The following is a 22,510-nucleotide window of genomic DNA, read 5'->3' as shown; positions in this document are numbered from 1 at the left end:
CCACCGGTGTCGCTCAACGGACACGCTCCAGCACAGGACCCGCTCATGCCCCTCTCCCGCCTGGCTGCACTTGCAGCCGCCATCACTCTCAACCTGGGCTACAGTGCCGCCCAGGCCGACGACCAGTTGCAGGCCAAGGTCGACCAGATCATCCGCCCGCTGATGCAGGAGCAAGGCATCACCGGCATGGCCGTGGCCATCTATGCTCGCAACCACGCGCACTACTTCAGCTATGGCGTGGCCAGCAAGGCCGACAATGTGCCGGTCAGCCGCGACACGCTGTTCGAGATCGGTTCGCTGAGCAAGACCTACACCGCCACCCTGGCCGCATTGGCCAGTGCCGAAGGCAAGCTGGACCTCGATGCCCCGGCCAAGCGCTATCACCCGGCCCTTGCCGGGGCCCCCATCGGCGACGCAAGCGTGCTGGAGCTGGGCGCCTATAGTGCCGACTGCCTACCGTTGCAGTTCCCGGATGCGGTGCAGACGCCGCAGCAGGTGGTCGATTTCTTCCGTCACTGGCAGCCCCGCGCCAAACCCGGCACCCAGCGCTGCTACTCGAACCCCAGCCTGGGCTTGTTCGGTGACCTGGCCGCCCGCGCGCAGCATCAGCCGTTTTCCACGCTGATGAGCGAGGGCCTGCTGAAACAGATGGGCCTGCGAAACACCTATCTGCAGGTCCCGGCCAGCGCCCAGGGGTTGTATGCCCAAGGTTACGACAGTGCCGACAAGCCGGTGCGTGTCGGCCCCGGCCCTTACGCCGACGAAGCCTACGGCATCAAGACCAGCGCCAGCGACCTGCTGCGCTATGTGCGCCTGCACATGCAGCCGGAGGGGCTGCCACCGGCGCTGGCACAAGCCACCGCCATCACTCAGCGGGGCTACTTCCAGGTCGGCGCCATGACCCAGGGCCTGGGCTGGGAGCGTTACCCCTACCCGGTCACGCTGGCCACACTGGTCGATGGCAACGGCCCGCAGCTTATCCGTGAACCGCAGGCAACCACACGCCTGCAACCAGCCCTGCCGCCGCTGCCGGCAGCCTGGTACAACAAGACCGGCTCGACCAATGGATTCGGCGCCTACGCCGCGTTCGTGCCCGCCGAACAACTGGCCGTGGTGTTGCTGGCCAACCGAAACTACCCGAACGAAGCCCGGGTGCGCGCAGCCTTCGACATTCTCTCCGGGCTGTAGTGCGGGCAGCGATTGTCGAACAAAACGACACAATGTAGTGAGGAAAAATATTCACTACAAAATGGTTGACGCCGTTCATCGCCCTTGGGCATGATGAAGCCGTCTCCCTGATCGGGAGCGGTGGCAAGGGTGTTCCAGACGGCCTGCGCGGTAACGCAGGCCGTCCGTGGAGAGGGAAACTGTCCAAAAGGCAGCGTGAGAAAGCCCCTGTTGCGATGCTGCTGTAGCAGCCTTGGTAGTGCGCTACACCGTAGTAGCGCCAACTGTGAAAAATCACCTACGAATGGGTAATGGGGGCTTTATGATGAACTTGAACAACAATCCGACTATCGACCAATTGGCCCAGCTGTTCGCCGTACGCAAGGACAGCCTTGACGACCATCTGCTGTGGGTAAGCCAGACCGGTGAAGTGCGCCTCGACCGCCTGCCACCGAACACCGTCGAAGATGAATTCGAAGAGCACCTGCCCAGCATGCGTGCCCGCTTCAAGGTCTACCGCCGTGGCCAAGGCTACGTCGGCAAGAAGGCCGCCGCCGACACCGAGTTCGTCGGCCGCGTTCTGCAGACCCTGCAACAAGAATGGCCCGCTGCCCGTGAGCAGCAGTCAGTCAAGGTGATCGAACCGCTCAACTGAGGGTTCCCACCTTTACCAGAGCCCGGCCCGCACAGGCCGGGCTTTTTCATGCCTGGCGCCGCTGGCTGCGGGGTTCCGGCAGCGGCAAGGCGCCGGTTGCCATCGCCCGGGCGCGGTCTACACCCCACACCAGGGCGCGGGTCATGGTCTCCCCTGGGCGTGCGGGGTAATACTCCTCCAGCAACGCTCGCCCATCACCGGCGTACAACCCCAAAAACAGTTGGGTCGCCCCCAGGCGCGACAGGCGCACCTGCACGTCGAGCGTGGTGCCGTCACTGAGTGCTTCGTCGTGGCAGCGGCTGTGCAGCTGTGCGTCGGCCCATTGCCAATAGGTCTCTTCCCTGACTCGCATGAGCATTCAATCCTCCGTTGCTGGAATGCCGCGCAAGAAAACCACAGCCTTGGCCATCCTGCGAGCGCAACCCGGCAATGCCATGAGGCGGATCAAGAAATGGCAATAAAAACCCCGCCATTCGGCGGGGTTGTGCTGGAGCGGGATCACTTCCTGAGCGGAACCCGCGGCATGAAGCGGCCTTTTTTGCTGCGCTGCAGATGTGCAGGCTGGAGCTGTTCGGAATCATCCAGCGTCATGTGGGCGAAGCCCAGGCGAAATGCCGCTTGGCCGCAACGCACCTGGCTGTTGATCGGGAACGCGTCGTTCAGGTCTTCGAAAAAGGATTCGCTCATGCCCTGTCTCCCTCCAGTGGCGGACGCGTCGGCAACCAGAACAGTTGCTCTACCAAACGCGACCTGTGAAAGTGAGACTAGCTGGTCATTTGCGGACCGCCCAGACCGAAGCCTTGGACCCGACCAGCGGCAGACGCTCTACTTCAGGCGCACCGCTGTACCAGTAGCAAATACAACGACCATGCCGCCCTGTACCGACGGCATGCTGATCTCGAAATCCACTCCCACTACCGCATCGGCTCGCAACTGGCGTGCCCGCGCCTTCAGTTCTTCGGTGGCCTGCTCGCGGGCTTCGCGCAGTGCGCTTTCCAGGGTTTGCGAACGCCCGCCGAAGAAGTCGCGAAAACGTGCAAAGAAATCGCGCACGAAATTGATGCCCTGCACCGATTCGGAGCTGACCACACCCAGGTATTCGGCAATCGGGCGGCCTTCGAGCTGGCTGGTGGTGGAAATGATCATGGGGTGCGCTCCATTGGCCTGGCAAAAGAGGCCGATTCTAACAGAGCACCCTGTTTGCAACGCGCATTTGTGGGAGCGGCTACGCGCTGACAGCCCTTAAACGGCGCCCAAGCCTTGCGCCAAACACGTTCACCAGCAACCCGGCCATCACCAGCAATGCGCCCCAGCCCTGGGTCGCGGTCAGACGCTCGCCCAGCAACAACGCCGACGAACTCAGGCCTATCACAGGCACCAGCAGCGAGAACGGCGCCACCTTGCCGGCCGGGTGGCGCGACAGCAACTTGCTCCACAGGCTGTAGCCGAGCATGGTGGCGACAAACGCCAGGTAAGCCAGGGCCAATACCGAACTCCAGCTGATATTGGCAATGGCGTGGCCGATGCGCTCCGGCCCCTCCAGCCACCAGGACAACGCAAGGAACGGCAGTGGCGGGATCAGCCCGCCCCAGATAACCAGCGCCACCAGGTCAACCGAGCCAAAGCGCCGGGTGATGATGTTGCCCATGCCCCACATGGCGCCGGCACACAGGGTCAGTACCAGCGCCAACATCGGTACATGGCCGCCGTCTTCGCTGCCGATAAGCGCCAGGCCGCTGGCGGCCACCAGCAGCCCCAGTACGCTGGCCAGGCGCAGCCGCTCGCCGAGGAACAACGCGGCGAAGCCGAGGGTGAAGAACGCCTGCGATTGCAGGATCAGCGAGGCCAGCCCTGGCGGCATGCCGCTGTACATGGCCTGGAACAGGAAAGCGAACTGGCCCAACGAAATGGTCGCGCCGTAGGCGATCAGCCAGCGCCAGGGCAACTTCGGCCGCTTGACCAGCAAGATCGCCGGGAACGCCACCAACAAGAAGCGCAATGCCCCCAGCAACATCGGCGGCAAGCCATCGAGGCCAACCTTGATGACCACGAAGTTGACTCCCCAGGCGACAATCACCACCAGGGCGATGAGCAGATCCTTGAGTGGCATTGCGACATCCTTCTTCAAGCTTTCTAGACATATTTCGTTACAGCATAAGGCTATTCCTTTGACAGGGACCAGCACAGTTGCGGCCCAGAGGTGCGCAACAGTGACTGTTATCGTGCAAGGGTTGCCGAGGTGATTGGTGGAGCGCGTCAGCTCCGGTATCCAGGTGCAACCTTTTCCAGCATCCGCAACAATGCCGCCCATGCCAGCTGCAACGCATCCGGATCCGCCAGCTCGCCCTGCTTCAACCCCCGTCCCGGATCATTGAACTGCCGCTCGGTATGCCGACACACTTCGGCCGGCGGCAAAATCACCTGCCCCGCACTCTGCGCCGCCAACTGGATCTCGCAGGCCTTTTCCAGGTAGTACATGCGCAGGAATGCTTCGGCCACGCTGCGCCCGGTAGTCAGCAGGCCATGGTTGCGCAGAATCATCACTGGCTTGTCGCCCAAGTCGGCTACCAGCCTTCGCTGCTCATCCATGTCCAGCGCAATCCCTTCATAGGCGTGGTATGCCACCTTGCCATAAAACTCCATGGACATCTGGTTGAGCGGTAGCAGCCCACATTCCAGCGCCGCCACCGCACAACCTGCCCGGGTGTGGGTGTGCAACACACAATGGGCATCCTCGCGGGCAGCATGGATGGCGCTGTGGATGACGAAACCGGCCGGGTTGACCGGGTGCGGCGCCGCTTCAACCGGCCGGCCCTGCAGGTCGATCTTCACCAGGCTGGAGGCCGTGATCTCATCGAACAGCAAGCCGTACGGATTGATCAGGAAGTGGTGCTCCGGCCCCGGCAGGCGCAGGGAAATATGGGTGAATATCAGGTCGCTCATGCGGAAATGGGCGATCAGCCGATAGCAGGCGGCCAGCTCCTGGCGCAGGCTTTGTTCCGTTGTGGTCATCATCGTTATACCTTTGCAGTACGCTATTTGCTGGCCCACGCATTGAAGCGCTGTTCCAGCTCTTCGCCATGGTCGACCCAGAATTCCACATTCATCGCCAACGCCCCCTGCAGGTTCTGCGGCGAAGTAGGCACCCAGCTGGCCAGGGACGAGTCTAGCTTCGCCGCCGCCTGGGTGTTGGTCGGCCCATAGGGAATCTGCTGCACATAACGCACCTGGGTGTCCGGCTGGTTGGCGTAGGCAATCAGCCGCTTGGCCTGGTCGACATGCCGCGAGCCTTTGATGATCGCCCAGTAATCCATGCCATAAAGGCTGCCAGGCCAGACCACCGCCAGCGGGCTGCCCTGCTGGGCCGCCACGGCGATGCGCCCGCTATAGGTCGAGGTCATCACCACATCTCCCGCCGCCAGCCACTGGGCAGGTTGGGCGCCGGCGTCCCACCACTGGATATACGGCTTGAGCTCGCTGAGCTTGGCAAAGGCACGCTCGACCCCTGCCGGGGTGGCCAGAACCTGGTACACATCCTCGACCTTCACCCCATCTGCCATCAGGGCGAACTCCAGGTTGTACACCGCACGCTTGCGCAGGCCGCGCTTGCCCGGGTACTTGTTCACGTCCCAGAAGTCGGCCCACGATGCAGGCGCCTGCGCCAGCTTGCTGCGGTCATAGGCAATGGCCACGCTCCATTCCAGCGCGGCCGAGCCGCAGGCCTGTGCGGCATCGGCAATCAGTTCATCCGCATGGCCCATGCGCTGCCAGTCCAGCTGCTCGTAGATGCCCTCGTCGCAGCCACGCATCAGGTCAGGCCCTTCGATCTGCACCACATCCCAGTCGACATTGCCGGTGTCGGCCATTACCTGGATCCGTGCCATCTCGCCGTTGTACTCGCTCTGGATCAGCTTGCTGCCATCCTGGGCACTGAACGGTTTGAAGATCGCCTCGTCCTGAGCTTTCTGGCCGGCACCACCATAGCCGACCACCACCATCTGCGGTGCCGCTTGCGCACTGCCCAGGCCCATGGCCAGCAACGCTGCGCAAAGGCTGCTTACACGTGGGAATACCTGCATCGTAGTTGCCTCCTGCCGGTGCCCGAGGGGCCCGTTTTCTTGTTGTTGTGAGGTCACGCCCTCGCCACGAGGGTGAGAAAAACCTAGTCGCCGATCAGTAAAAAAACAAGTTGATTTTTTACTGGCGCTACACTTTTATAAAAAAACAAGAACAACATCGCACCGGAGCCGCCTGTATGCAGACCGCCTTCCCTCATCTGTTCGAAGCCTTGCAGATCCGCGGCAAACGCTTGAAGAACCGCATCATGTCCACCGGACACGACACCTGCCTGCCTACCGACAACCTGGTCAACGACAAGCTCATCGCCTACCAGCGCGCCCGCGCCGCCGGTGGCGTCGGCCTGATCGTGCTGCAGGTGGCCGGGGTGCATGACAGTGCTCGCTACACCTCGCATGTGCTGATGGCCACCGACGATGCCTGCATCGACGGCTACCGCCAGCTTGCCGAGGCCTGCCATGAGCATGGCACCGTGGTGCTGTCGCAACTGTTCCACCCCGGGCGGGAGATCATGGAGTCGGCGGACGGCTTGCTGGCGGTGGCCTACTCGGCGTCCGCGGTACCCAATGAACGCTTCCGGGTGATGCCGCGCGCGCTGGACCAGGCGATGATCGACGAGATCGTCCAGGGCTATGCCAGCGCTGCCCGCCGCCTGCACCAGGCCGGGCTGGATGGCGTTGAAGTGGTGGCCAGCCATGGCTACCTGCCTGCGCAGTTCCTCAACCCGCGGGTAAACCAGCGCTCGGATGGCTACAACGGTGAGCTGGAGCAGCGCCTGCGGTTCCTGCGCGAAGTGCTGGCCGCCGTCCGCGCGGCTACCGACGAGCAGTTCATCATCGGCCTGCGCATCAGTGCCGACGAGCGCGACAGCCAGGGGCTGAGCGAGGACGAATCGCTGGCCGCAGCGGTTGCCTTGCAAGGCCAGCTCGACTACCTGCACATCGTTGCCGGCACGTCGGCGTCCCTCGGCGGCGCCGTGCATATCGTGCCGCCGATGGCCATTCAACCGGCCTACCTGGCCCGTGAGGCCGGCACCTTCAAACAACACCTGGGCATCCCGCTGTTCGTCACCGGGCGTATCAACCAGCCCCAGGAAGCCGAACTGATCCTGGCCCGTGGCCAGGCCGACGTCTGCGGCATGACCCGCGCGCTTATATGCGACCCGCAGATGCCCAACAAGACCGAGCATGGCCAGGTCGAGGACGTACGTGCCTGTATCGCCTGCAACCAGGCCTGCATCGGCCATTTCCACCGCGGCCTGCCCATTTCCTGCATCCAGCGACCGGAGACTGGCCGCGAGTTGCAGTACGAGCAACTGCCACCCACCACCCGCCCCAAGCGCATCCTCGTGGCCGGTGGCGGGCCCGCAGGCATGAAAGCCGCCGCCGTGGCCGCTGCGCGCGGGCATCAGGTCACGCTGTACGAGGCTGGCCCGCAGCTCGGTGGCCAGGTGCTGCTGGCCCAGTTGCTGCCACGGCGCAGCGAGTTCGGTGGCGCCAGCACCAACTTGCAACGGGAAATGGCCCTGGCGGGCGTGGAAGTGGTGCGCAACACCCGGGTCGACCGCGCACTGGTCGAACGGGAACGCCCCGACCTGGTGATCGCCGCCACCGGTGCCACCCCCTACTGGCCGGCCTTCGAGCGCACCGGTGATCTACAGGTGGTGGATGCCTGGCAAATACTGCGCAGTGAAGCAAAACCGGGCCGCTCGGTACTGGTGATCGACTGGCGCTGCGACTGGATCGGCCCCGGCATCGCCGAACGCCTGGTACGCGACGGCCACCAAGTGCAGCTGGCGGTCAATGGCACCCATTGCGGCGAAAGCCTGCCGCTGTACGTGCGCGACCAACTGGCCGGCGAGCTGCATCGCCTGGGTATTCCCATCACACCGTATGCCCGCCTGTATGGCTGCGACGACAACACGGTGTACCTGCAGCACACCGCCAGCGGCGAGCCGATGATCTTCGAAGGAATCGACACCCTGGTACTGTGCCAGGGCCATCAACCGGAAGACCGCCTGGCAACGGAGCTGGCCGGCCTGGTCGAGGTGCGCCGCATTGGCGACTGCCTGGCGCCGCGTACCGCCGAAGAAGCGATTCACGATGGCCTGACGGTTGCCTGGGCGCTCTGAGGCTGTACATACTGCGGCTTTTACGATGGACCGACATGCATGAGCCAACTCCCCCAGCCCCCCGCCAGCGAAGCCGGGGGCGCCGCGCCGCAGTTTCTCGGCAGCCGCATTCGCGGCCTGCGCAAGCGCCGTGGCATGACCCTGGCGGAGCTGGCCGCGCACAGTGAGCTGACCGCCGGCTACATCAGCCAGCTGGAGCGCAACCTCTCCTATCCATCGATTCCGGCGCTGTTCAACATCGCCCGCAGCCTGGGGGTGACCATCCAGTGGTTCTTCGCCAGCGAAGCCATCACTGCGCCCGAAGACCAGGGCTATGTGGTACGACGCAACAGCCGCCTGAGCGTGCATTACGAAGACGGTATCGTCGATCAACTGCTCACGCCCCAGCCCAACCGTCAGCTGGAAATCCTGCATTCGCGCTTCCCTCCGGGCAGCTACAGCCAACAGAGCTACAGCCACGACGGTGAAGAGGCCGGCTACATCCTCAGCGGCAGCTTCGAGCTGTGGGTGGGCGAGCGGCATTTCCAGCTGGGTGAAGGGGACAGTTTCAGCTTCTCGAGCCAGGAACCGCACCGCTACGGCAACCCCGGTGAAGTCGATGCCGTGGTGATCTGGGTGATCACGCCGCCAACATTCTGAAGCATGCTCGCTCCCCAACATCCAGCAACAGGGTCTACCTTGTTAACCGAACTTTAGAGGAGCACAACCATGAAGCAGATCCTGATCATAGGCGCGGGCTTTGCCGGCCTGTGGAGCGCGCTCAGCGCCGCCCGCCAGCTTGACCTCCATGGCCGCAAGGATGTCGAGGTCACCTTGCTTGCACCCCAGGCCGAGCTGCATGTGCGCCCGCGCTTCTACGAACCCGACGTACATACCATGGCCGCGCCGTTGCAGGAGCTGTTCGATGCCGCCAACGTCCGCTTCGTGCAGGGCACGGCCTTTCATATAGATGAAGCGGCCCGCCGTGTGGGCTATCGCACCCGCAGCGGAACCCAATGCACCCTGCCCTACGACCGCCTGATCATGGCCTGCGGCAGCGTGCTCAACCGGCCCGACATGGTCGGCATCGAGCATGTGTTCGATGTCGACAAGCTCGACAGCGCCGCGCGCCTGGAAACCCACCTGAAGTCACTGGCCAACCTGCCCGACACACCGGCGCGCAATACCGTGGTGGTGGCCGGTGGAGGTTTTACCGGCATCGAGACCGCCACCGAACTGCCGGCCCGCCTGCGCGAAATCCTCGGCGAGGACGCGGCATTGCGCGTGGTGGTGGTCGACCGTGGCGCGAGGATTGGTGCGGCCCTGGGTGACGGCATCCGCCCAGCCATCGAACAGGCCTCCGAGGCCCTTGGCGTGGAGTGGATCTGTGGTGCCACGGTAGCCTCGGTCGATTCTGCCGGCGTGGTGCTGGACAACGGCAAGCGCATCGACGCCAGCACGGTGATCTGGACCGTGGGCTTCAAGGCCAACCCGCTCACCGAACAGATCAGTGGCGAGCGCGACCGTCAGGGCCGCTTGCATGTCGATGGCAATCTCAAGGTGAAAGGCAATGATGCCGTGTACGCGGCGGGTGATGTGGCCTACGCCGCCTGCGACGAGGCTGGCAATCATGCGGTGATGTCCTGCCAGCATGCGATTCCGCTGGGGCGTCATGCGGGCAACAATGCGGCAGCCGAGCTGATTGGCGTGGCACCGAAGACCTACAGCCAGCCCAAGTACGTGACCTGCCTGGACCTTGGGGCCTGGGGGGCGGTGTATACCGAAGGGTGGGAACGCACGGTGTCGCCACCGGAGGACAAGGCCGAAGCCAAGGTGTTGAAGGCGCAGATCAATACAGTGTGGATCTATCCGCCGGCGGCCGAACGTGCTGCGGCGCTGGCAGCGGCTGACCCGGCTATTCCAGTGGCCTGAGGTTGATTGTGGGAGCGGCCTTGTGTCGCGAAAGGGCCGCGTAGCGGCCCCAGGATGTCAGCGTTTACACCGAGATCTCTGGGGCCGCTTTGCGGCCCTTTCGCGACACAAGGCCGCTCCCACAGAGTTCGCGCAAGCCTTTGAAGCTTGCGCAAGACAGCAGGATCAGGCAGCAGCAAACAGCTCGTTGGCAATCTGCGCCTGGGCAGCATCGATCGCCTGGCTGCGGTGCTCAGGGCCATAAGCCAGGCCATGGGCGCGGACGATTTCCAGGTCGGTGATGCCGATGAAGCCCAGGAATACCTTGAGGAAGTCCTCATGCCCGGCGCCAGTCGGCTGGCCAGCGTGCAGGCCACCGGCGGTGGACACCAGCACTACCTTCTTGTTGCCGCACAGGCCTTCCGGGCCGGCTTCGGTGTAGCGGAAAGTCTTGCCGGCGACGGCAACGCGGTCGATCCAGGCCTTGAGCTGGGTCGGCACGGTGAAGTTGTACATCGGCGCACCAATCACCACGGCATCGGCAGCCAGGAACTCTTCCAGGGTTTCCGCGCTCAGCTTGGCTTCGAAGGCCTGGGCTGCGTCGCGCATGTCTTCCGGGGTGCCAGCCGCTACCAGGGTAGCCGCGGAGAAGTGGGCGATGGCGTCAGCGGCCAGGTCGCGGTACACCACTTCCACGCTCGGGTCGGCGGCTTTCCAGGCTTCGACCACTTCACGGCTCAATTGGCGGGAGGCGGAATTGTCGCCCAGGATGCTCGAATCGATGTGCAACAGTTTCATGGGATTCTCCTGTGAATGAAGACCGCGACATTGGGCGATCACGATGGGGAGAATCCTACCGACATCAACAATGGCTGATAAGGCAGCAAAAATGCGTTAATTTGTCCTGCTGGTGGAACAGTGAGACATTCCCATGCAAGACCTCAACGACCTTTTCTACTTCGCCCGAGTAGTCGAAGCCGGCGGTTTCGCCGCAGCCGGCCGCCAGCTGGGCATCCCCAAATCGCGCCTTTCGCGGCGTATCGCCGAGCTAGAAGAACGCCTGGGCACGCGCCTGCTGCAACGCACTACACGGCAACTGAAGCTCACCGCGGTGGGCGAGCGCTACCTGCATCACTGCCAGGCCATGCTGCTGGAAGCCGAAGCCGCCGACGAAGCCGTGGCCAGCATGAGCAGCGAACCGCGTGGGCGCTTGCGGGTGTCGTGCCCGGTGGCATTGGCCCACGCCTTTCTGCCGGATGTGATCAGCCGCTTTCTTGCGCAGTACCCGCTGGTGCAACTGGACATGGTGCTGCTCAACCGCCGGGTAGACCTCATTTCCGAAGGTATCGACGTGGCCCTGCGCGTACGCGACCTGGGCGATGAAGACCCGGCCCTGGTCACCCGCCGCCTGCGCCAGGCGCAGATGCAACTGGTTGCAGCGCCCGGTTTCGCCGACCACATCCGCGAACCGGGCCAACTGGCATCATTGCCGGTGCTGGGCGCTGCCGAGGCGGACCGGCTGGTACACTTCCGCCTGTTCGGCCCCCATGGAAAACAGCAGGAAATCGCCCTGGAACCGCGCCTTGCCATCGATGATTTCGTAGTACGTAATGCTGCTGTACGGGCAGGCCTCGGGTTTACCGCGCTGCCCAGCATGTTCTGTGAAGAAGAACTGGCGCGCGGCGAACTGGTGCGCCTGCTGCCGGACTGGTCGCTGCCGGGTGGCTACCTGCAGGCGGTGTACCCGCACCGGCGCGGCTTGCTGCCTGCGGTACGGGTATGGATCGACCACCTGGCGGCGTCGTTCGAGGCCTGTGGAGAAAAGTATGTCTGAGCGAAACATGAGCGAAGCCCAGGTGGCAGCGTTCTGCCTGAGCCTGCCGGGTGCACGGGGAGACTACAAATGGGGCGGCATCCGGGTGTTCTCCGTGGCAGGCAACAAGATGTTCGCGGTGCTCGACCTGGCGGGTGCGGGGTTATCGTTCAAAGTGGCCGACGAACTGTTTCTTGGCTACTGCGACCGCCCAGGGGTGCGGCCTGCGCCGTATCTGGCACGGGCGCGGTGGATCAGCATGGCATCACCCTACCCGCTGGGGCGTGATGAACTGTGTGATCTGTTGCAACGCTCGCACCAGCTGGTGGTGCGGCGGTTGCCGAAGCGGTTGCAGGTGGGATTGCTATTGTGAATTCCCTGTGCTGGCCCTTCCGCGGGTAAACCCGCTCCCACAGGGTTCTCCACTGGGCTGAAGTCTTGTGCTGTACCTGTAGGAGCGGGTTTACCCGCGAAAGGGCCGGCACAATCACATATCAACTGAAGGGCAGATACCGCCCGCCAAGAAACAGCCAGTCCGCCCAGAACACCTGGTGCACCAGCACAATCCCCCAGAACACCAGCTGGTACGACACCTTGCGAGTCTTGTGTCGATACAGCTGCTGCGCCAGCAGCGCCCCAGGCCAGCCGCCCAGCAGCTCACTGGCATGCAGCACCTTCTCGGGCGTACGCCAGGCCTGGGTACGCGCCTGCTGTTTATCCTGCCAATACAGCAGCAGGCTGATCAGGCTCATTGCCGGGTACAACGCCAGCGGCCACCAGGCCTGGTCGACCCAGGCCATGCGCGCCGCGCCCAGGGCGGGCAGCAGGCACAGCAGGCCCAACAGCAGCAGCTTCAGGCGCACATTACGTACGCCCTCCACCCTTTGCCCCCGTGCCACCTCAGCCATGGGCCGTCGCCCAGTCGACCCAGCCGAACTGCCAGGTCGCCAGAATCAGCAGGCCAAAGGCAATGCGATACCAGGCGAACGCCGCGTAGCTGTGGTTGGCAATGAACTTGAGCAGGCCACGCACGGCGATCATGGCAAAGATGAACGAAGTCACGAAACCAATGGCAAATACCGGCAGGTCACCAGGCTGGAACAGGTCGCGGTACTTGTAGCCCGAATACACTGCCGCACCGACCATGGTTGGCATCGCCAGGAAGAACGAGAACTCGGTCGCTGCCTTGCGCGACAGGCCGAACAGCAGGCCACCGATAATGGTCGAACCGGAGCGCGAAGTGCCCGGGATCATCGCCAGGCATTGGATGAAGCCGATCTTCAGCGCGTGGCTCCAGCGCATGTCGTCCACGTGGTCCACCTCCACACGGTGCTCGCGGCGCTCGGCCCAGAGCATGATCACCCCGCCCACCACCAGCGCAGCCGCCACGGTGATCGGGTTGAACAGGTATTCGTGAATCAGGTCGGCGAACAGCACGCCCAGCACCACTGCCGGCAGGAACGCCAGCAACAGGTTACCGGTGAAACGCCGCGCCGTGGGCTGGCTGGTCAGGCCGAAGACCACGTCGAAGATCTTGCCGCGAAACTCCCACACCACCGCCAGGATCGCCGCCAGCTGAATGATGATGTTGAAAGCCATGGCCCGTTCGCCACCAAACCCGATCAGGTCGGCGACGATGATCTGGTGACCGGTACTGGAGATTGGCAGAAACTCCGTCAGCCCTTCGACCACGCCTAAGATGATTGCCTGGAAGGCAGTCCAAAAATCCATCGTTCCCCCGATGGAGCACTGCTCGTTGCAGGCCCCTTGTTCTTGATTTGCTTGAAATTGCCGCGCGCGGCCCGGCTGTTTTACAGCGACTGTTGGGCGTAATGCCAGTAGAAAAGTTCACGCCGCCTAAAGGTTTCATCTTGCGCAGCCGAAATCCTAGCAGAGCGCCTTCGCAATCACCTTGTACAAGCTGCTGCAGACTATTGAATGGATAGCACTTAGCCATTAGTCGTGTGGGGGCCTCGCGCAAAGCATGCTTGGATGCGCCTGAATAAAAAGAACAATGCGGGAGCTGTGGTATGAAAACCCTGAGATCGATGTCTATCAGCCGCCGTCTGTGGCTGATCCTTTTGGTGGCGGTGGCCATGCTGGTGGTATTGGGCCTGCTGATGCTGCGCCAGATCCACGGTGACCTGTACCAGGCCAAAGCGGAGAAAACCCGCCACGTGGTGCAGACCGCAGCCGGTGTGCTGGCCTATTACCAAGGCCTGGAGGCAGCCGGCACGCTCAGCCGTGAAGCGGCCCAGCAACAGGCGCTGCAAGTGGTGCGGGCGCTGCGCTACGACCACGATGACTACTTCTGGATCAACGACCTGGGGCCGAAGATGATCATGCATCCGGCCAACCCCAAGCTCGACGGCCAGGACCTGTCGGCCATCCGCGACCCCGACGGCTTTGCCGTGTTCAACGAGATGGTCGCCCTGGCCCGGCAGCAGGACGCCGGGCCGGTCAACTACCGCTGGCCCAAGCCCGGTGCCAGCGAGCCGGTGGCCAAGACGTCCTACATCCAGCTGTTCAAGCCCTGGGGCTGGATCATCGGCTCAGGCGTGTACGTCGATGACGTGCAGGCCGAATTCACCCGCCAGTTGCGCGACGCCTCGCTGGTGGGCGTGGCCATCGCCCTGCTGATGGCGCTGGTGGTCATGCTGATTGCGCGCAGCATCGCCCGCCCGTTGCAGGAAGCAGTGCAGGCCATGGGCAACATCGCCAGTGGAGAAAGCGACCTGACTCGACGCCTGGATACTCACGGCCGTGACGAAATCACCCACCTGGGCGAGCACTTCAACCGCTTCAATGGCAAGCTGCAAGGCGTGGTCGGCCAGTTACAAGGCGCGGCCCATGCCCTGGCCCGGTCCGCCGGGCATGTCGGCGACAACGCCGGTGCCGCGCAGCAGCACAGCGCCCAACAGTCGCTGCAGATGGACCAGGTGGCCACTGCGGTCAACGAAGTGACTTACGCCGTGCAAGACGTGGCCAAGACCGCCGAGCAGGCCGCTGGTGAAATGCGTACCGCGCAACAGCAAGTGGCACACGGCCAGGAGGCCATTCACGGCAGCCTGGCGCAGATCGACCGGCTGTCGCTGACCATCGACCAGGCCGTGCAGGTGATCCGTGAACTGGCCGGGCACAGCACGCGCATCGGTGGTGTACTGGATGTGATCCGCTCCATCGCCGAACAGACCAACCTGCTGGCGTTGAATGCGGCCATCGAGGCGGCGCGGGCCGGAGAGCAGGGCCGTGGCTTTGCCGTGGTCGCCGACGAGGTGCGCCTGTTGGCCCAGCGCACGGCGCAGTCGACTGCCGAGATCCATACCATGATCGAGCACCTGCAAAGCCAGTCGGACGCTGCGGTCAAAGCCATCGACACCAGCAGCGAGGCCTCGCGCCAGACGGTCGAGCAGGCCCGCGAGGCCGGTGCCAGCCTGGATGCCATCAACCAATCACTGAACAACCTCACGGCGTTGAATGCCTCCATCGCCAGCGCCACCTTGCAGCAGTCGCACGTGGTAGAAGAGATCAACCGCAACGTGCTGGATACTGCCGGGTTGTCTCAGCAGACCGCCGATGCGGCGCGGCAGTCCAGCGATGCCGGGATGGCGCTGGGGCAGCTGAGCGAAGAGCTGGAGCAGCTGTTGCGGCAGTTCCGGGTATAAGGCCAGCCCCTGTGGGAGATGGCCAAGCCCTTTGGGCTGCGCTGTCGCCTAGATAACTGAAATTGCAAGCAATCCGCGTACCCTGTGGGAGCGGCTTTAGCCGCGAAGAACCCAGCGCAGTGCTTGGCACCGGCTGCGCCGGTGTTCGCGGCTAAAGCCGCTCCCACAGGATCCCTGCTGACTCAAAGTTATGTGCAGTCCTATGGGAGTGGCCCCAAAGGCCCCAACGCCCTACACCTTCTTTGGCCGACCAGCTACAATCGCGCCCCTCCTCGTAGTCTCCAAGGATCGCCGATGTCCGGCCTTGAACTCATCGCCGCCGTCCTCGGCGTCACCGCTGTCTGGCTCACGGTCAAGCAGAACGCCTGGTGCTGGCCCATTGGTCTGGTCATGGTGCTGATCTATGGCTGGCTGTTCTACGAGGTGAAGCTGTACTCCGGCATGTTGCTGCAACTGGCCTATGCCATCCTGCAGGTCTACGGCTGGTGGCAATGGAAGCGCCCGGGCCATGCTGAAGACGCCCGCCAGGTCACCCGCCTGCAGCGCCCGGCATTGCTCGTCGGTTTGGCCGGCGGGGTGCTGTTGAGCGCCACCTTGGGCGCGGCGATGGCAACCTGGACCGACGCCGCCCTGCCCTGGCTGGACGCCACCCTGACCGGCTTCAGCCTGGTGGCACAACTGTGGATGGCGCAGAAGCGCCTGCAGTGCTGGCCGCTGTGGGTAGTGGTAGATATCGTCTACGTGGGCCAGTACCTGCACCAGCAGTTGTACTTCACCGCCGGTTTCTTCGCCGTGCTCACACTGATTGCCGTGCGCGGCTGGCTGGAATGGCGCCGTGACCCGGCGTTGGTGCAGCCATGAGCGCGGCACAATCCATGAAAGTACTGGTGCTGTGCGGCCCGGAATCCAGCGGCAAGAGCTGGCTGAGCGGTGTGATCCAGGCGCATTTCGGCGGCGTGGTGGTGGCCGAATACGTGCGCCACTTCATCGATCAGGAACGCCGCGACACCTGCTATGCCGATATCCCTGCCATCGCTCGTGGTCAGCTGGCCTGGGAAGACCAGGCCCGTGAGCAGGCACCGTCGCTACTGATTCTCGACACTCACCTGCTCAGCAACATGCTCTGGAGCCACGCCCTGTTCGGCGACTGCCCGGCCTGGCTGGAACAGTCGTTGCTGGCGCGGCATTACCACCTGCACCTGCTGCTGAGCCCGCAAGGCGTGGATTGGGTTGCCGATGGCCAGCGCAGCCAGCCCGAACTGCGCGACCGCCAGCGCTTTTTCGACGACAGCCTGCACTGGCTGCAACGGCATGAGCAAGCGTACAAAATAATTGAGGGCAATTGGCCACAACGCCAGTTGCTGGCACTGCAAACAGTCGCTAAGCTCATTGATAGCAATACGCCATCCTGCCCCACCGAGTGTTAACCCACTGACACACCCTTGTGGGGCGAAGCCCCTGAAAACATGAGGTCTTGCGGGGCGTCGAAAGTAATGTCAAGGCGCTGAAACACTCTTGCAAAAACCCTTCCAATCAAGGCCAGCACTGACTTTGCCTGCACCACTCGCGGGTGCCTGTTTCAGCCCTGAGACAGAATATGCCGCAGCTTGTCATGGTGCCTACCTTAACCTTTTGATCTGAAACCGCTTCTCGAAAGCGGCACACCTTCTGCTCCGTCGTTCACATCGCTGAACAGGGCCAGCGCTCATTGAAGGAGTTGCCGTCGTGAGGAAAACTGACAAACGCCTTTATCACCTGCTGCTGATGGGCTATGTGCTGGGTTCGTTGAGCCTGACGGCCCAGGCCGACAACGGCATCATCGTGATAACCCGTGATGTGCAGACACGCAACGCTATGGTCCCGCCGTTAAGACCCGACCCCAACCCCACCACCGTCAATGCCAATCCTTCCGCTCACATCCTCAAGCAAACCAACGAACTGAGTGATGGCGACTTCGCCAACATCAGCAGCGGTGCGGGCATCAGCACCCTGATTACCCAGCAGACCAACAACCTGGGCGGCAACCTCAATAACCAATCCCAACTGCCCAACCTGGCCGGTGGCCGCGGTACAGGCTCGGGAAATGGCATCTCGAACATGGTCAACTCGAGTGTGCAGCGCGGCCTGGCGCCGCTGCAGATCCTGACCGGAGGCAAGTGAGATGAAGCACACGCTGCTGATCCTGGTCACGCTGTGCAGTACATCGGCCTTCGCGCAATCCCCGGTCCCCGTGATCAACAACGCCGACATCGACAGCTCGGGCAGCCGTTACCAGGGCAACCTGTCGGTCAACCAGGCAGCCGGCGACCTACAGCAACAGGCCAACGCGCGCGCCTTCGCCGCAGGGCCCGAGGCTGGCGCCACCACGCAGATCCGCCAACGGCTGAACGCCCCCGCAACTTCCGCGATGGACGCGCGCTCGACCATACAGGGCGACGCCTTCAGCAACGGTAGCGGCGCCCTGGGGGTCAACCAGAGCGCCGGCGCCAACACCCAGCAAGCGAACGCACTGAGCATCAGTCTCGGTGCCCAGCCGCAAAGCATCGACGACAGCGTCCTCATGCAACAGAACGTGGCGCTGCTCAACAACTCCGGTCCGATTGACACTTCAACTGGCAATCGCCAGGTCACCACCAGTGACCAGGCCTTCACCGGTAGCCGTGGAGTGATTCAGTTGAACCAGAGTGCCGGGGTGGGAAACCGAATGGCCAACACCTTGAGCATCCGGGTCGCGGATTGACCCATCCAGTTAAGAACAACACTTAACCTAAAAGTACGGAGAATCACCATGAAACCCTCGATGGCAATCAAGCCTCTGGTTTTCGCAATTGCTGCGGTCATGGCTGTTGCTGTACAAGCTGATCAGAACGACCGGCGTGGCGGGCACCACAATGGTCACCACAATAACGGGCATCACACCCCTCCTCCCACCCGGATCCCTGTGTATGCCACAGCCAACGCCATGGACAGCCAACGCAGCACGGGTAACACCATCACCAACCAAGGCACCATCAACGAAGCCGAAATGAGCAGCTCGGCCACAGGTGCAAGCGGCAACGTGGGTGTCAACGTGGCAGCCGGTAACGGCAACCAGCAGGACAATGCTGCGGCTATTGCCAATGCATCGTCCGAGTCCAGCCTGGACAACAGCTTCGTGTTCGGCACCGCCGAAGCCACCGCTGACGTTCGCCAGTTCAGCAACAACAACCGTGTCGACAACTGGTCCACCCAGAACTCGGCAGTCATGGCCGGCTCGGCCGATGGTGCGGAGGGTAACGTCGGCATCAACATCGCTGGCGGCGACCTGAACCAGCAGAAGAACACCATGGCCATCGCCAACACCGGTGCCCCGCTGGGCAATGCCACTGCCACCGCCTCTGCCGACCAGAACGGCCCAGGCCTGACGGTGAACAACGGCGCCGACCGCACCTACCGGGTGGATACGCTGACCATCACCACCACCAAGAGCGGTTCCAGCTCGCGTGAGGGCACGTTCAATTCGACCGACGACCGCAGCTCGTCATCGAGCTTCAGCGTGGCCGGCTCGCGAAGTGCCAGCTCCAGTGGCTCCAGTGGCTGGAACTCCAGCGGTTCGAGCAGCATGAACGCCAGTGGTTCGCACAGTTCCACTGCCAGCGGCTCCAACAGCTGGAACGCCAGTGGTTCGATGGCCGGCAACGCCAGTTCGTCCAGCAGTGCCAGCCTGAGCGCCTCCTTGGCCGCGGCAGCCGATGCGACCCGCACCACGACCACCGATTACGGCCGTCACGAGCGCACTCGCACCGACAGCTTCGATGCCTCGCTCAATGCATCGCTCAATGTGGATGTCGACCACTCGCGGGAAAGCTCTTACGACAAGTCGTTCGAGAAGGCATTCGACTCGTCGTATGACAAGGCTCGCCAATCGAGCTACGAGAAGTCTCGCGACTCCTCGTATGAGAAGGCTCACGAGTCGTCCTATGCCAATGCATCGGAATCGGCGTTTGAAAAGTCTGGCGAGAAATCGTCTCAATCGTCGAACGACGTGTCGAAGAGCTACAGCGAAAGCAGTGCCTACGACTTGAGCAATACCGTGTCCTTCCAAGTGCTGACCCCGACCGGCTGGGCAAACCCTGTTACCAACACTGCAACCCTTAGTGGTTCGGTGAATGGCGGCAGTGGCAACCTGGGCGTGAACGTGGCAGCCGGTGTGGGCAACCAGCAGAGCAACTCGCTGGCCATCTCCAACACCTCGTTCTGATCGCTGTGCTTGAGGCCCCCTTCGGGGGGCCTTTCTTCAACAGAACCGGAAGGCATCCGATCATGCGCATCATTGCCCTGGCGTTTTTGCTGTGCCTGGCCAGCATGAGCGAAGCTGCACAAATGCCGCTGTCCGTCCTGCCGGGCGGCGCTGTGGTGTTCAAGCCCATCCAGAGCATACGCGAGCGCAAGTTCGCCGACCTGGTGCAACAGAAAACCGACTTCAGCTGCGGCGCCGCCGCGCTGGCCACCATCCTGCGCCAGGCCTACTGGCTGGATGTGGACGAGCAACAGATCATCGAAGGCATGCTGGCCCACGCCGACCAGGACCTGGTGCGCACGCAAGGCTTCTCGATGCTCGACATGAAACGCTACGTGGAAAGCCTGGGGATGCGTGCCCGCGGCTACCGGGTGGCACCCGAGACCCTGCACAGCGTGCGCATCCCGGTCGTGGTGCTGATGGACGTGCGCGGCTACAAGCACTTCGTGGTCATGCAGAAGGTCGACAAGGGCTGGGTGTATATCGGTGACCCGGTACTGGGTCACAAGCGCTACAAGGTCGAAGATTTTCTCAAGGGCTGGAACGGCATCATCTTCGCCGTCATCGGCCAAGGCTACGACAAGAACAACATCCTGCTCGACCCGCCCCTGCCGCTGACCGCCAAGGGCCGGGTGAACAACTTCACCCCGGTGCAGGATGCAGAGCTGCTGGACTTCGGTTTCATCAAAAGCGACTTCTTCTAACGACTCTTGCAACGACAAGGAGCACGAGGCTCCGGGGAGCACCCCAATGAAGAACCCATTCTGGCTCGCGATCGCATGCCTGGCCGTCAGCCTTCCCACCCATGCCGAAACGTTCAAGCCCATCGAGCTGAAGGACCATGAGTTGGCGACCCTGCGTGGCCGCTACGTGATGCCGGGGCGGATCGTGAGTTTCGGCATTGTCATGTCCAGCACCTGGCAGAATGCCAAAGGGGACGTGATCGGTGCCACGAGCACGATGCAGATTCAGCAGTCGACCATCAAACCGCAATTCTATGTGTCGTTGATCGACGAAAGCGGCACTGGCACAGCGTCAGCTGGAACCACCGCACCAGGTACCGGTACCGTCACGGGCGGTGCCGGCCTCAACACCACAGAGGGTGTTACCCAGGTGGTACGCGCCGCTGGCGACAACAACACCGCCTACAACGATGTCGCCATCAATGTCTCCAAGGCCAACCAGGCGCCCGCCGTGCAGCCTCAGGGCCAAACACTGGCCAACGGCCAGACGCTGACGGGCGAAAACGGCGCAGGTGCGCTGAGTGTGTCTGCCAGCGGCGTAGGGGTGCAGTTCAATATCAATGCCAGCAACAACCAGGGCAGCAGCGTACAGCGCCTGGCGCAGGGTGGCCTGATGCAGAATTCGACGCTGCTGGGCAATGGCAACCGGGTGAGCAACGTCACCACGCTCAATGTGGTGATGCGTGAAAGCGTGCCTACAGCCGCGTCGCTGAACGGTAGCCTCGATCAGCTCAAAGGTCTTCGCACATTCGGATACTGATCTACGCTCAGTCTCATCAAAAGTAGTCGGCAGGGACGGCAATTCCATGCACCGATCTTTATCGCTCAAAGCTTTTGTGTGTTTGACCACTTTGGCCCCGGCCACATTGCTCTACGCCGCCTCCGACCCACAGGTTGAGGCCCTCAAGCAGGAACTGATGGAACTGAAACGTCGCTACGAAGCCCAGCAGCAAGCGCTGATGGTGCTGGAGCAGCGCGTACGCCAGGTCGAGGAAACCCCGGCAGCACCACCGCCCAAACGCCTGGTCAGGTCCCCGGCCGAAGGGGTCAAGGGCGCACAGACGGTGGCATCGGGCGCACCGGGCACCACCGGCAGCTCCTATGGCCAGGCGCTGACCGCCGACGCCGAACCGGCACAGAGCGTGTCCAACCTGTATGACGAGGCCAGCGGCTTCTTCGGCGGCGGCAAGTTCAGCTTCGAGACCGGTGTCACCTATACCCACTACGATACTCGGGCGCTGGTGCTCAACGGCTTCCTGGCACTGGACTCGATCTTCCTCGGCAGTATCAACCTTGACCGGGTGAAGGCAGATAACTGGACCCTGGACATGACTGCCCGCTACAACCTCGCCCAGCGTTGGCAGTTCGACATCAACGTCCCGGTGGTGTACCGCGAATCCACTTATTCTTCCGGCGGTGCGGGGGGAGCCGGGGCGAGCACCTCGGACGAAACCGTAACCCGCGACCCGGAAATTGGCGACGTCAACGTCGGCGTCGCCTACAAGTTCCTCGACGAAGACGAGACCTGGCCTGACGCCGTCGCTACCTTGCGCATAAAGGCACCGACCGGCAAAGACCCGTATGGCATCAAACTGCGCCAGGTCGAGGGCAACGACAACCTGTCGGTACCAGAAAGCCTGCCGACCGGCAACGGCGTCTGGTCTATCACGCCGGGCATCTCGCTGGTCAAGACGTTCGACCCGGCCGTGCTGTTCGGCAGCCTGTCGTACACCTACAACATGGAAGACTCGTTCAGCGACATCAGCCCACAGGTCAACAGCAAGGTGCCCGGCGACGTGAAGCTGGGCGACTCCTGGCAGATCGGCGGCGGTATCGCCTTTGCCCTGAACGAGAAGATGAGCATGTCGTTCTCGGTGTCCGACCAGTTCGCCCGCAAGAGCAAGATAAAGCCGGATGGCGGTGACTGGCAGTCGATTTCCAACAGCGACTACAACGCAGCCAACTTCAACATCGGCATGACCTTCGCCGCCACCGACAACCTGACCATCGTGCCCAACCTGTCCATTGGTCTGACCGATGACGCGCCCGACTTTTCCTTCAGCCTGAAATTCCCCTACTACTTCTGATAC

Annotated in this window: 25 protein-coding genes; 16 read left to right on the top strand and 9 right to left on the bottom strand. The window is 62.8% G+C overall.

Going from position 1 to position 22,510, the window contains the following annotated elements; translation table 11 throughout:
- Nucleotides 1–45 precede the first annotated feature (45 nt).
- Entirely contained in the window at nucleotides 46–1,188 is a 1,143-nt protein-coding gene (ampC, locus tag KDB76_RS13535; RefSeq protein WP_038409596.1) for a class C beta-lactamase, read from the top strand.
- Between the two features lie 301 nt (nucleotides 1,189–1,489).
- On the top strand, nucleotides 1,490–1,822 hold the full coding sequence (locus KDB76_RS13530) for a hypothetical protein (RefSeq protein ID WP_013972474.1): 333 nt from the start codon (nucleotides 1,490–1,492) through the stop codon (nucleotides 1,820–1,822).
- A 46-nt stretch (nucleotides 1,823–1,868) separates the two neighbouring features.
- Here the strand turns inward: KDB76_RS13530 and KDB76_RS13525 are convergent, their stop codons facing one another.
- From KDB76_RS13525 to KDB76_RS13500, 6 genes are all read right to left on the bottom strand, one after another.
- On the bottom strand, nucleotides 1,869–2,180 hold the full coding sequence (locus tag KDB76_RS13525; RefSeq protein WP_023663278.1) for a hypothetical protein: 312 nt from the start codon (nucleotides 2,178–2,180) through the stop codon (nucleotides 1,869–1,871).
- Between the two features lie 140 nt (nucleotides 2,181–2,320).
- Entirely contained in the window at nucleotides 2,321–2,509 is a 189-nt protein-coding gene (locus KDB76_RS13520) for a hypothetical protein (RefSeq protein WP_023663279.1), read from the bottom strand.
- A 138-nt stretch (nucleotides 2,510–2,647) separates the two neighbouring features.
- A complete protein-coding gene (locus KDB76_RS13515; protein WP_038409594.1) occupies nucleotides 2,648–2,968 on the bottom strand; it encodes a YbjQ family protein in 321 nt (106 codons plus the stop codon).
- Between the two features lie 79 nt (nucleotides 2,969–3,047).
- On the bottom strand, nucleotides 3,048–3,932 hold the full coding sequence (locus tag KDB76_RS13510; protein ID WP_023663280.1) for an EamA family transporter: 885 nt from the start codon (nucleotides 3,930–3,932) through the stop codon (nucleotides 3,048–3,050).
- A gap of 146 nt (nucleotides 3,933–4,078) precedes the next feature.
- Nucleotides 4,079–4,834 (bottom strand): class II aldolase/adducin family protein, encoded by a 756-nt coding sequence (locus KDB76_RS13505; RefSeq protein ID WP_038410432.1) that lies wholly within the window; start codon nucleotides 4,832–4,834, stop codon nucleotides 4,079–4,081.
- A 23-nt stretch (nucleotides 4,835–4,857) separates the two neighbouring features.
- Nucleotides 4,858–5,901, bottom strand: a complete 1,044-nt coding sequence (locus KDB76_RS13500) for an ABC transporter substrate-binding protein (protein WP_038409592.1) — start codon at nucleotides 5,899–5,901, stop codon at nucleotides 4,858–4,860.
- A gap of 176 nt (nucleotides 5,902–6,077) precedes the next feature.
- Here KDB76_RS13500 and KDB76_RS13495 point away from each other — a divergent pair, with 176 nt between their 5' ends.
- From KDB76_RS13495 to KDB76_RS13485, 3 genes are all read left to right on the top strand, one after another.
- On the top strand, nucleotides 6,078–8,030 hold the full coding sequence (locus KDB76_RS13495) for an FAD-dependent oxidoreductase (RefSeq protein WP_013972469.1): 1,953 nt from the start codon (nucleotides 6,078–6,080) through the stop codon (nucleotides 8,028–8,030).
- Between the two features lie 39 nt (nucleotides 8,031–8,069).
- Nucleotides 8,070–8,669 (top strand): cupin domain-containing protein, encoded by a 600-nt coding sequence (locus tag KDB76_RS13490; protein ID WP_015270174.1) that lies wholly within the window; start codon nucleotides 8,070–8,072, stop codon nucleotides 8,667–8,669.
- 69 nt (nucleotides 8,670–8,738) lie between these two features.
- A complete protein-coding gene (locus KDB76_RS13485) occupies nucleotides 8,739–9,941 on the top strand; it encodes an NAD(P)/FAD-dependent oxidoreductase (RefSeq protein ID WP_038409590.1) in 1,203 nt (400 codons plus the stop codon).
- Nucleotides 9,942–10,106: 165 nt separating this feature from the next.
- Here the strand turns inward: KDB76_RS13485 and KDB76_RS13480 are convergent, their stop codons facing one another.
- Nucleotides 10,107–10,718, bottom strand: coding sequence for an FMN-dependent NADH-azoreductase (locus tag KDB76_RS13480; RefSeq protein ID WP_003258995.1), 612 nt, complete (start codon nucleotides 10,716–10,718; stop codon nucleotides 10,107–10,109).
- Between the two features lie 133 nt (nucleotides 10,719–10,851).
- Here KDB76_RS13480 and KDB76_RS13475 point away from each other — a divergent pair, with 133 nt between their 5' ends.
- Both KDB76_RS13475 and KDB76_RS13470 read left to right on the top strand, forming a co-directional pair.
- Nucleotides 10,852–11,754 carry a LysR substrate-binding domain-containing protein gene (locus tag KDB76_RS13475; protein ID WP_013972466.1) on the top strand — a complete coding sequence of 301 codons (903 nt, stop codon included), beginning with the start codon at nucleotides 10,852–10,854 and terminating at the stop codon, nucleotides 11,752–11,754.
- On the top strand, nucleotides 11,747–12,106 hold the full coding sequence (locus KDB76_RS13470; RefSeq protein ID WP_038409588.1) for an MmcQ/YjbR family DNA-binding protein: 360 nt from the start codon (nucleotides 11,747–11,749) through the stop codon (nucleotides 12,104–12,106). The genes KDB76_RS13475 and KDB76_RS13470 overlap by 8 nt, the downstream gene beginning before the upstream one ends.
- Nucleotides 12,107–12,227: 121 nt before the next feature.
- Here the strand turns inward: KDB76_RS13470 and KDB76_RS13465 are convergent, their stop codons facing one another.
- The gene (locus KDB76_RS13465; RefSeq protein WP_023660800.1) at nucleotides 12,228–12,641 is read right to left on the bottom strand and encodes a DUF1294 domain-containing protein; all 414 of its coding nucleotides are present in this window, start codon (nucleotides 12,639–12,641) and stop codon (nucleotides 12,228–12,230) included.
- Entirely contained in the window at nucleotides 12,634–13,464 is an 831-nt protein-coding gene (locus tag KDB76_RS13460; protein WP_003258998.1) for an undecaprenyl-diphosphate phosphatase, read from the bottom strand. The genes KDB76_RS13465 and KDB76_RS13460 overlap by 8 nt, the downstream gene beginning before the upstream one ends.
- Nucleotides 13,465–13,763: 299 nt before the next feature.
- On the opposite strand from KDB76_RS13460, the gene mcpP reads away from it, so the two are divergent.
- The 9 genes from mcpP to KDB76_RS13415 all read left to right on the top strand — a co-directional run bounded on the left by mcpP (nucleotide 13,764) and on the right by KDB76_RS13415 (nucleotide 22,507).
- A complete protein-coding gene (gene mcpP, locus KDB76_RS13455; RefSeq protein ID WP_013972463.1) occupies nucleotides 13,764–15,398 on the top strand; it encodes a methyl-accepting chemotaxis protein McpP in 1,635 nt (544 codons plus the stop codon).
- Nucleotides 15,399–15,692: 294 nt separating this feature from the next.
- Complete coding sequence (gene pnuC / locus KDB76_RS13450) at nucleotides 15,693–16,259, top strand: nicotinamide riboside transporter PnuC (RefSeq protein ID WP_013972462.1); 567 nt, start codon at nucleotides 15,693–15,695, stop codon at nucleotides 16,257–16,259.
- The gene (locus KDB76_RS13445; protein ID WP_013972461.1) at nucleotides 16,256–16,825 is read left to right on the top strand and encodes an AAA family ATPase; all 570 of its coding nucleotides are present in this window, start codon (nucleotides 16,256–16,258) and stop codon (nucleotides 16,823–16,825) included. Before pnuC ends, KDB76_RS13445 begins: the two co-directional genes overlap by 4 nt.
- A gap of 298 nt (nucleotides 16,826–17,123) precedes the next feature.
- The gene (locus tag KDB76_RS13440; RefSeq protein WP_013972460.1) at nucleotides 17,124–17,558 is read left to right on the top strand and encodes a hypothetical protein; all 435 of its coding nucleotides are present in this window, start codon (nucleotides 17,124–17,126) and stop codon (nucleotides 17,556–17,558) included.
- A gap of 1 nt (nucleotide 17,559) precedes the next feature.
- On the top strand, nucleotides 17,560–18,138 hold the full coding sequence (locus KDB76_RS13435; RefSeq protein ID WP_013972459.1) for a hypothetical protein: 579 nt from the start codon (nucleotides 17,560–17,562) through the stop codon (nucleotides 18,136–18,138).
- Between the two features lie 48 nt (nucleotides 18,139–18,186).
- Nucleotides 18,187–19,638 (top strand): hypothetical protein, encoded by a 1,452-nt coding sequence (locus tag KDB76_RS13430; protein ID WP_024087028.1) that lies wholly within the window; start codon nucleotides 18,187–18,189, stop codon nucleotides 19,636–19,638.
- Nucleotides 19,639–19,700: 62 nt separating this feature from the next.
- A complete protein-coding gene (locus KDB76_RS13425) occupies nucleotides 19,701–20,381 on the top strand; it encodes a C39 family peptidase (RefSeq protein ID WP_013972457.1) in 681 nt (226 codons plus the stop codon).
- Nucleotides 20,382–20,427: 46 nt separating this feature from the next.
- The gene (locus KDB76_RS13420) at nucleotides 20,428–21,180 is read left to right on the top strand and encodes a hypothetical protein (protein WP_023660798.1); all 753 of its coding nucleotides are present in this window, start codon (nucleotides 20,428–20,430) and stop codon (nucleotides 21,178–21,180) included.
- A gap of 46 nt (nucleotides 21,181–21,226) precedes the next feature.
- Nucleotides 21,227–22,507, top strand: a complete 1,281-nt coding sequence (locus KDB76_RS13415) for a transporter (protein WP_024087027.1) — start codon at nucleotides 21,227–21,229, stop codon at nucleotides 22,505–22,507.
- Nucleotides 22,508–22,510: the final 3 nt, after the last annotated feature.

The sequence above is a fragment of the Pseudomonas sp. JS425 genome (assembly GCF_018223845.1).
GTDB classification, from domain to species: Bacteria; Pseudomonadota; Gammaproteobacteria; order Pseudomonadales; family Pseudomonadaceae; genus Aquipseudomonas; species Aquipseudomonas asiatica.
The sequence above is the reverse complement of the archived record's forward strand: the minus strand, read 5'-3'. Positions and strand labels throughout refer to the sequence as shown.